Below are 502 nucleotides of genomic sequence, written 5' to 3'. Positions count from 1 at the left end.
GACGTGGGTGAGCCATCGTGCGATGGTCAGTGAGAACTGTCTAGGAATCTCAACGTAAGGACACAAGCGCACGATGGCTCTTGACCAGTCTGCCCTCCTCGAGCTCCTCGGGGAACTGAAACTCACCGATGTCACCGACCGGATCCGGGTCGCGACCGAGACGCTCTATCAGGAGCTGATCGAGGCGGAAGCGGCCGCGTTCATCGGTGCCGCCCCGTTCGAACGCTCCCCGGACCGGGTGACGCAACGCAACGGCTCTCGTCCGAAGGTCGTCAGCACGACGGCAGGGGACCTGGAGCTGCGGATCCCGAAGCTGCGGCAGGGGTCGTTCTTCCCCTCACTGCTGGAACGGCGTCGTCGTGTCGATCAGGCCTTGTTCGCGGTCGTGATGGAGGCCTACGTCCACGGCGTCAGCACAAGGAAGGTCGACGACCTCGTCAAAGCGCTCGGCGCCGACACCGGGATCTCGAAGTCCGAGGTGTCACGGATCTGCGGCAACCTC

Annotated in this window: 1 protein-coding gene; it reads left to right on the top strand. The window is 63.9% G+C overall.

Annotated features, from left to right (window positions below; translation table 11 throughout):
• Positions 1–73: 73 nt before the first annotated feature.
• Positions 74–502 (top strand): transposase (locus N1031_RS20440; protein ID WP_259481802.1); only part of this gene is annotated, 429 nt, incomplete at its 3' end.

The organism is Herbiconiux moechotypicola, assembly GCF_024979255.1.
Lineage (GTDB): Bacteria > Actinomycetota > Actinomycetes > Actinomycetales > Microbacteriaceae > Herbiconiux > Herbiconiux moechotypicola.
Note: the sequence above shows the minus strand (reverse complement) of the source record. Positions and strands in the feature narration are given on the sequence as shown.